General features: G+C 71.3%; 6 protein-coding genes and 1 pseudogene. 3 read left to right on the top strand and 4 right to left on the bottom strand.

Annotated features, from left to right (window positions below; all coding sequences use genetic code 11):
* The 4 genes and pseudogenes from Air01nite_RS22565 to Air01nite_RS22550 all read right to left on the bottom strand — a co-directional run.
* Positions 1-365, bottom strand: a pseudogene (locus tag Air01nite_RS22565) (hypothetical protein); the annotation flags it as partial.
* Between the two features lie 9 nt (positions 366-374).
* Positions 375-1,802: a ferredoxin reductase family protein gene (locus Air01nite_RS22560; RefSeq protein WP_203704902.1), complete on the bottom strand. Its 1,428-nt coding sequence runs from the start codon at positions 1,800-1,802 to the stop codon at positions 375-377.
* The gene (locus Air01nite_RS22555; RefSeq protein WP_239090888.1) at positions 1,795-3,162 is read right to left on the bottom strand and encodes a DUF1501 domain-containing protein; all 1,368 of its coding nucleotides are present in this window, start codon (positions 3,160-3,162) and stop codon (positions 1,795-1,797) included. Before Air01nite_RS22555 ends, Air01nite_RS22560 begins: the two co-directional genes overlap by 8 nt.
* A gap of 17 nt (positions 3,163-3,179) precedes the next feature.
* Positions 3,180-5,174 (bottom strand): DUF1800 domain-containing protein, encoded by a 1,995-nt coding sequence (locus Air01nite_RS22550; RefSeq protein ID WP_203704898.1) that lies wholly within the window; start codon positions 5,172-5,174, stop codon positions 3,180-3,182.
* Positions 5,175-5,534: 360 nt separating this feature from the next.
* On the opposite strand from Air01nite_RS22550, the gene Air01nite_RS22545 reads away from it, so the two are divergent.
* From Air01nite_RS22545 to Air01nite_RS22535, 3 genes are read left to right on the top strand one after another with little or no spacing between them, the layout of a single operon-like run.
* On the top strand, positions 5,535-6,605 hold the full coding sequence (locus Air01nite_RS22545; protein ID WP_203704897.1) for an ABC transporter substrate-binding protein: 1,071 nt from the start codon (positions 5,535-5,537) through the stop codon (positions 6,603-6,605).
* Positions 6,602-7,396 (top strand): ABC transporter ATP-binding protein, encoded by a 795-nt coding sequence (locus tag Air01nite_RS22540; RefSeq protein WP_203704896.1) that lies wholly within the window; start codon positions 6,602-6,604, stop codon positions 7,394-7,396. The genes Air01nite_RS22545 and Air01nite_RS22540 overlap by 4 nt, the downstream gene beginning before the upstream one ends.
* Complete coding sequence (locus Air01nite_RS22535) at positions 7,386-8,234, top strand: ABC transporter permease (protein ID WP_203704894.1); 849 nt, start codon at positions 7,386-7,388, stop codon at positions 8,232-8,234. The genes Air01nite_RS22540 and Air01nite_RS22535 overlap by 11 nt, the downstream gene beginning before the upstream one ends.

The following is an 8,234-nucleotide window of genomic DNA, read 5'->3' as shown; positions in this document are numbered from 1 at the left end:
GTGCGGATGTCGGCGATCCGGTTGCCGTCGACCTCGATCACGACCTGGACCGCGCCGTACGGGTTCTCCACCCGCGGCCCGACCACCTTGTTGGACTTCGGCGCGGCGGGCGGCGGCGGCGCGGCGGCCTGGGTGGTCCGGCCGGGCTTCGGCTTCGCCGCGGACTTGGTGGCCGACGGCTTGCCGGTGGCCGGCGCACCCGACGGCCCCGCCGACGGCGGCGCCCCGGAGGGCGTGGCGGACGGCGTGGCTCCGGCGTTGGCCGCCGCCACCGTGTCCGGTGCCGCACCGCCACCGCCTTTGGCCACGACCAGCAGAGAGGTGCCGGCGGCGAGCCCGGCTACGGCCAGCGCGGCACGGCGCACAGGAAACCCCTACAACTCGAAGGCGGCAAGATGGATCTTCTTCCGGCGTACGCCGGCCCGGCGCACCGTCTTCTGCGCCGCCTCGACGAACCCGGCCGGTCCGCACAGCCAGACGTCCCGGCGTTCCAGGTCGGGCACGAGCTGGCGCAGGCCGTTGGGGCTCATCACCTGGCGCGGGCCGGGGTCGGTGCGGGCGCCGATCACGTACCAGACGTCGAGGTCGCGGGCCCGGGCCAGCCAGTCGATCTCGCGCTGGAGCACCACGTCGGCGGGCGTGCTGGCCCGGTAGATCAGCGTCGCGCCCGGCGGCAGTTCCTCCAGCATCGCCCGGATCGGCGTGATGCCGATGCCGCCGGCGATCAGCAGCGAGCGCGGCGCGGTGCGCTGGGCGGCGGTGAACGAGCCGCGCGGCCCGATCGCCCACACCCGCGCCCCGGAGTCCAGGTCGCGCAGCTCCCGGGTGTAGGCACCGACCACCTTGACGGTCAGCCGCAGCCACCGGCCGTTCTTGGCCGCGGAGACCGAGAAGGGGTGCGACTGCCACCACAGTCCCCGAGCCAGGAAGCGGAAGCGGAACCACTGTCCACCCAGGAGCTTGAGCCGGTCGAGGTGGCGGCCGGTCAGGTAGATGGAGATGGTGTCCGGGCCCTCCGCGACCACGTCGGCCACGCGCAGCCCGTACCGCAGATTGAAGATCAACGGCGCGATCACCCGGCCGTACGCGAGGATCACGACCACACCGATGTAGGCGGCGATCCAGCCCGTGCGTACGAGACCGGGCTTGAACAGCTGTTGACCCAGCGAGAACTGGTGGCCGAAGGACAGGTAGAGCACCAGGTAGGTGGACATGTGCAGCCAGCGCCACAGCTCGTAGGGCAGCGCGTTGCGCACCGCCCGGACCGAGAAGAGCCCGACCGCCGTGAGGATGCCGGCCGACAGGAACGCCTCGAGCATGTCGGGCACGTCGACGATCAGCACACGGGCCTCGACCAGCGGGTTGTAGCCGTCGAGGCTCCCGTAGCCGACCAGGATCAACGCCATGTGTGCGAGCACCGCGACGATCAGCGCGCCGCCGATGTCCCGGTGCCAGCGGGTCATCAGCTCCTCGCCGGCCAGCCGGTCGAGCAGGCGCAGCCGGCTCATCAGCAGGATCTGCACGAGCATCACGTAGCCCGCGACCAGGCCGACGATCCGGCCCGCGGCCAGCGCGATGGCGCCTGTGTCGCCCAGCGAGCCGGCCGGCGTGGCCAGCCACCACGGCACGACGGCGAGCACCAGGCCGACCCAGAACAGCAGCACGAGGGCGCGCCGGCCGGTGGCGCCGCGGCGCGCGGGAACGTTGACCGGCGCCGGTGCGGGGCGACCGTCGGACCGGGTCGGGGGGTCCCCGGTCCGACGGCGGCCCGCTACTACGGCGCCCGTTGGGTAGTCACGCAAAGAGCTTCACCGGGGCATACTTCTGACGGGGGAAGATCTTGTCCACCTCGGCGTTGGTCAGACCGAACCGGCCCTGCGCGACGGCACCGTAGACGTTGAACATGTTGTTGTATTCGGGGACGTTGCCTCCGTCCAGCTTCTCCAGCCCGTCCCACCGGCCGAGCAGGTTGCCGGCCAGCTTCTTGCCGGAGAGCAGCGCGATGACGCCGCCGTGGCCGTGGTCGGTGCCGCTGCCGTTCTGGCTCACCCGCCGCCCGAACTCGCTGGACACCAGCACGGTCACGTCGGCCGCGGCCGGGCCCAGGTCGTCGAAGAACGCGGCCAGCGCCCGGGCCAGCTCGTTCATGTGGTCGAACACGTAGCCGCCCTGGGTGCCCTGGTTCTCGTGTGTGTCCCAGCCGCCCATGCCGACGGTCGCCACGCGCACGTTGGCGCCACCCTTGATGAGCTGCGCGAGCTGGCGGAAGGCGTTGCCGATGCCCTGGTATTCCACGCCGTCGGCCGGCTGGTAGCCGTCGGCCGCGAGCTTCTGCGCCAGGCTGAGCGCCGCGAGACCTTCCTGCACCGACTCCTGCACCGGGTGGTTGATGTCGGTGAACAGCGTCTTGATGGCCTTGGCGGTGGCCGCCTTGAACCGCTGGTCGCCGTTGAGGTTGAACGACCCGACGCTGTTCATCGCGATCGCGCCGTTGGTGCCGACCAGCGAGCGGGGCAGTGTGCTGCCGATGCCGACGCTGCGGAACGCGGTGCCCGGGCCGAGCGCGTCGACCAGGCTGTCCAGCCAGCCCCGGCCGCCGGTCTCCCCCGGCAGGCCGCCCAGGTTGCAGGCGTCCGCGGCCTGGAAGTGGCTCAGCGACAGGCGCGGGTCGGTCACCGCCGGCACGAAGCCGAGCTGCCGGGCGTCGAGGTATTTCTTGAGCGGCTCGAAAGCACCGGTGAGCCGGAAGCCGCGCTGCAGCGCGATGCCGCCGTTCTCGGGGATGAGCTGGTCCGGACGGACCTTGGCGAGCACCGGGTCGTCGGCCGGCGCCACCATGGCCAGGCCGTCGAGCCCGCCGTAGAGGAACACGTGGATCAGCGTCCCGGTCTTCGTCGCCGCGAACGACGCCCGGGTCGAGACGAACTGCGTGGTGGCCAGCGCGGTCGCGGTCGCCGCGGCGCCCGTGACGAACGTCCGCCGGGTCATCCCGCGGCCGTCCTGCTGCTGCTCCTCGAGCTCGTTGAGCTGCTGCAGCCGGTCGCGCTCGGCGGTGTTCTCGGCCTCGACGGCCATCGCCTCGGCCCGCAGCACGGCGTCGAACCGGTTGCCGCCCAGCGCCTTGAGGTCGGAGCAGTCCGGGTGGACGGGGAAAGTTGACACGCTGCTCTCCAAAGGAATCACCGGAGGTGGTGCTGCGGGGATGCGAGCAGCGCCCGCACGACGGACGTCAGCGCGCCGTTGAGCGACGCGTCGACCTTGGCGTTGGCGGCGACGCCGGCGATGCCGAGCAGCGCCGCCTTCTCCTTGGCGCTCAGCGTCTGGTGCACCAGGCGCTTGGCCAGCGCGTCGACGTAGGCGCCGGCGGTGGCCGGCGGCTTCGCGCCGGCGAACTTCTCCGGCGTCACGTACGAGAACATCCGGCGGTTGCCGTTGACGATGTCCAGCGCCTCGTTCCAGCCGTTGATCATCGTGCCGGCCGAGGTCCAGGCCAGGAAGATGTCGGGATAGCCGTTGGGCGTCGCCTGGCCGGTCGGGAACTGGCCGAGCTCGTCCATCTTGTTGCGGATCTGCCGCAGCCCCTCGGCGAACGGCGTGCGGTTGCGGTTGCCCTGCTGGAAGCCGGGGCTCGGGGTCGGCGAGACACCCAGCGTCCGGTACGTGGCCGCCAGGTACTCCATCGGCCGGCGTACCTTCTGCCCGACCGCGGCCCAGAACTCCGACGAGCGGAACAGCGTCATCAGCACCGGCTTGATCGCGCCGGCGTTCGCGGTGTACGTCTTCGCCAGCCGGTCGATCAGCGACTTCGGCGGGGTGTCGGAGACGAACCGGACGGCCAGGTTCAGCGCGATGTAGCGCGCGGTCGAGGGGTGCAGGCCCAGGAAGCGGAAGTACGCGTCGCTGGCCGCCTCGCCGCCCTCGGCGGTGCCGTTCGGGTGGCTGAACCCCATGATCTTGACCGGGCCGACGTGGTGCCGCTCCGGCTGGTAGACGTACTGGTCGTCGCGGACACCGCGGCCGGTCTGCAGCAGCGCGGCCTGCTTGACGTCCTTCTCCGTGTAGCCGCCGTCGACGCCGACCGAGTACAGCTCCAGGTTCTCCCGGGCCAGGTTCTCGTTGACGTTGTCCTTGCTCGACTGGTTCTGGTTGAGATAGATCAGCAGCGCCGGGTGCCGGTTGGCGGCGACCAGCATCTCCGGGTAGCGGCCGAGCGCGTGCTTGCGGATGACGTCGCGGTCGAAGCTCGAACGGACCATGTCGGAGCCGTCGAAGAACGGGCCGACGTGCAGGAAGTCGTTCCAGAAGTCGACCATGACCTCGAGGAGCTGCCGCTCGGAGAAGATCATGCGGCCGACCGCCCCGTCGACGACCTCCTGGTCGGCCTGGGTGCCGCGCTCGTTGAGGGCGTCGCGGTTGGCACGCACCTGCGCGATCGACATGTTCAGCGTCGTCAGCTCGCCGAGCTTGAGCTCGCCCGCGGTCGGCGCGATCTTCGCCGGGTCGAGCTGGAGCCGGATCCAGTTGTCGATGCCGAGCCGGCGGATGTCCGCGATCACCTTGGGGGTCGGGCCGAAGGTGGCGCGCCGAGCCAGGTGCAGCACCGGATCCTTGGCGAGGGCCGTCTTGACGGTGACCTTGGTGTTGGCCGCGGCCTCGCTCGGGGTCGCGTACACCCGGCCCGTGGCGGGGGCGTTGCGGCGCAGCTCGTTGCCGGCGCGGGAGCCCATGTAGGACTCGTTCTGCTCGGTGTACGTGCGTACCGTGCTCGGCTGCTGCTGCGCCGGCGAGTTGGAGATGGCGTTGTTGAGCTCCGCGGCCGTGGCGTCCACACCTCCGTCGCCGAGCAGCTTGTCGATCAGGCCACGGCCCTGGTCGGTGAAGCTGAGCGCGGCGCCGCCGCCGGCCACCGCGAGCGCGCCGCCGAGTGCCATCAGCGCCCGCCGCCGGCCCTTGTCTGTGCCGGGCTCGTCGTCGTCCTCGTCGTAGGGCTCTGGCAGGCCGGCCACCGACTCCATGCCGATGCCGCCGTCGGGGCCCACCCAGCGCGGGCCGCGCTGCTCCTGCGTCGCGTACGCGACGGGTCGCTCGCGGTACCTGTCCGTGGTGGGATGCGGCCGGCTCTCCCAGCGGCCGTCATCGCCCGGCCACTGTGGCGGCACGTTCCGGTTGGCCATGTACGCATCCCGGTTCTCGCGAGTGCGCCGCGGCCGTCCGCGGCGAGGGTCGTCACGGAAGCTAAGGCTCGCTGCCTGCCCTGCTCAAGGGCTGTTTTCCGGGGCTCGGCAGCCCGCTTAAGCCGATCACCACGACGGTCGCAACGACGGCGAAGGCAGCACGCTGCATCGATGTCTCCCGCGTGGCGGCCGGTGCGGGCGCAGCCCTAAGTAACGGGCACAGGAAAAATTAAGGACCGGCTAAGCGCGACCACGGCATGTGTCGCTGCTCCCAGATGGTGGACGTCACCTTGACGCGAGCACTCCGCCTAACCCACCCTTCCTATCAATCAAGTAGGAAAACAATGGATTGGACGGGCGATGAGACGTCTCCCCCTGCGCAGGCTCGGCACGCTGGCCACCGTCGCGATCGTGGCCACCGCGACGCTCGGGACCGCCGCCGCGTGCGGCGGTGACGACGCGTCGGGCGGCAGCGGCAGCGCTGCCGACCCGGTCACGCTGCGGCTCGGCTACTTCCCCAACATCACGCACGCGCCGGCGATCGTCGGCGTCGAGAAGGGCATCTTCGCCGACAAGCTCGGCACCGGCGTCAAGCTGGAGACCAAGACCTTCAACGCCGGTCCGGAGGCCATCGAGGCGGTCTTCTCCGGCGCGCTGGATGCCACCTACATCGGTCCTAACCCGACGGTGAACGCGCACTCGAAGTCCAAGGGCGAGGCGGTCCGGGTCGTCTCCGGTGCCGCGTCCGGCGGCGTGGCGCTCGTGGTCAAGCCGGAGATCACCTCGGCCGAGGGGCTGCGCGGCAAGAAGATCGCGACGCCGCAGCTCGGCAACACCCAGGACGTGGCGGTGCGCTACTGGCTCAAGGAGAAGGGCCTGACCACCACGAAGGAGGGCGGCGGCGACGTCGCGATCGTCCCGCAGGCCAACTCGCAGACCCTGGAGACGTTCCGCAGCGGCGCGATCGACGGCGCCTGGGTGCCGGAGCCGTTCGTCTCGCAGCTCGTCAACGCCGGCGGCAAGGTGCTGGTCGACGAGCGCGACCTGTGGCCCGACGGCAAGTTCGTGATCACCAACCTGATCGTCAGCACGAAGTTCCTGAAGGCGCACCCGGACGTCGTGCAGAAGCTGGTCGACGGCCAGGTGGCGGCCAACGACTTCATCAACAAGTCGCCCGGCGAGGCGCAGCAGGCCATCTCCGACCACATCGGCAGCCTCACCGGCAAGCCGCTCGACCTGAAGCTGATCAAGCAGGCCTGGCCGTCCCTCCAGTTCCTCGACGACCCGATCGCGTCGTCGCTGAAGACCGGGCTCGACCACGCGGTCGCGGTGGGTCTCACCGAGCCGGTCGACCTCAACGGGCTCTACGACCTGAGCTTCCTCAACAAGTCCCTGAAGTCGAGCGGCGCGTCCGAGGTCCCGCTGCCGTGAGCACCACGACGACCATCCCGGGGAGCGCGACCGCCGCGGTCGCGCTCTCCGGCGTGACCAAGGTGTACGGGCGGGGCGGGGACGCCGTCGTGGCGCTCGACCGGGTCTCGCTCGACGTGGCGCCCGGCGAGTTCGTCTGTCTCGTCGGCGCGTCCGGGTGCGGCAAGAGCACCCTGCTCAACCTCGTCGCCGGGCTCGACACGACCAGCGGCGGCGACATCCTGGTGGCCGGCGACGCCCGGCCGGGCCTGATGTTCCAGGAGCCGGCGCTGTTCCCCTGGCTGACCGTCGGCGCCAACGTCGAGGTGCCGCTCAAGCTGCGCGGCCTGCCGAGCGCCACGCGCAAGGCCCGGGTCGCCGAGCTGCTCGACACCGTGCACCTGGGCGACTTCGCGCGCCGCCGGCCGCACGAGCTCTCCGGCGGCATGCGGCAGCGGGTGGCGCTGGCCCGCACGCTCGCGCTGGACACACCGGTGCTGCTGATGGACGAGCCGTTCGGCGCGCTGGACGCGATGACCCGCGACATCCTGCACGACGAGCTGGAGCGGCTGTGGAGGGGCCGCAACGCCGCCGGCGAGCCGTTGACGGTGGTCTTCGTGACCCACAACGTGCGCGAGGCGGCCCGGCTCGCCGACCGCATCGTGCTGCTGTCGAGCCGGCCGGGCCGCGTGATCTACGAGACCCGGGTGGAGGTGACACGGCCGCGCCGGATCGACTCCCCCGAGGTGGCCGCCGTGGCCGCCGACGTCACCGACCGGCTGCGCGCGGAGGTGGGTCGGCATGGCCACTGACACGATTTCCGGGCTGGACGCGCTGGAGATCGCCAGCCAGCAGAAGGTGCCCGGCCGGGCCGCCCGGCTCTGGGCGGCCACGTGGCCCAAGCTGACCGCGCTGGCACTGGCGCTGGCGGTCTGGCAGGTCGTGGTCTGGAGCGGTTGGAAGCCGGAGTACGCCCTGCCCGCGCCGGAGACCGTCGCCCGTGACCTGTGGGACTACGCCACGAGCGGCGCCCTCTGGGACGGCCTGCTGATCACGGCCGAGCGGGCCGGCATCGGCTTCGGCGCGGCGGTCGTGGTCGGGCTGCTGCTCGGCCTGGCGGTCGCCCGGGTCAAGGTGCTCCGGGCCGCGCTCGGCTCGATGATCACCGCGCTGCAGACGATGCCGTCGATCGCCTGGTTCCCGCTGGCGATCCTGCTGTTCCAGCTCAGCGAGCAGGCCATCTTCTTCGTCGTGGTGCTCGGCGCCGCACCGTCGATCGCCAACGGCGTCATACACGGCGTCGACTACGTGCCGCCGCTGCTCGTGCGGGCCGGTCGCAACCTGGGCGCCTCCGGGCTGAGCCTGTACCGCTACGTGATCGCGCCCGCCGCGCTGCCGGCCATCGTGGCCGGGCTCAAGCAGGGGTGGGCGTTCGCGTGGCGCAGCCTGATGGCGGGCGAGCTGCTGGTCGTCATCGCGAAGACGACGTCGATCGGCGTGCAGCTCACCTACGCCCGCGAGCTGTCCGACGCGCCGCGGGTGATCAGCGTGATGATCGTGATCCTCGTCCTCGGTCTGCTGGTGGATCTCCTGTTCACCAAGGCCGACCGGGCCATCCGCCGCCGGTGGGGCCTGCTGGACCGGGGCTGA

The sequence above is a fragment of the Asanoa iriomotensis genome (assembly GCF_016862515.1).
Classification (GTDB): Bacteria; Actinomycetota; Actinomycetes; order Mycobacteriales; family Micromonosporaceae; genus Asanoa; species Asanoa iriomotensis.
This window is presented reverse-complemented; position numbering and strand designations above follow the sequence as displayed.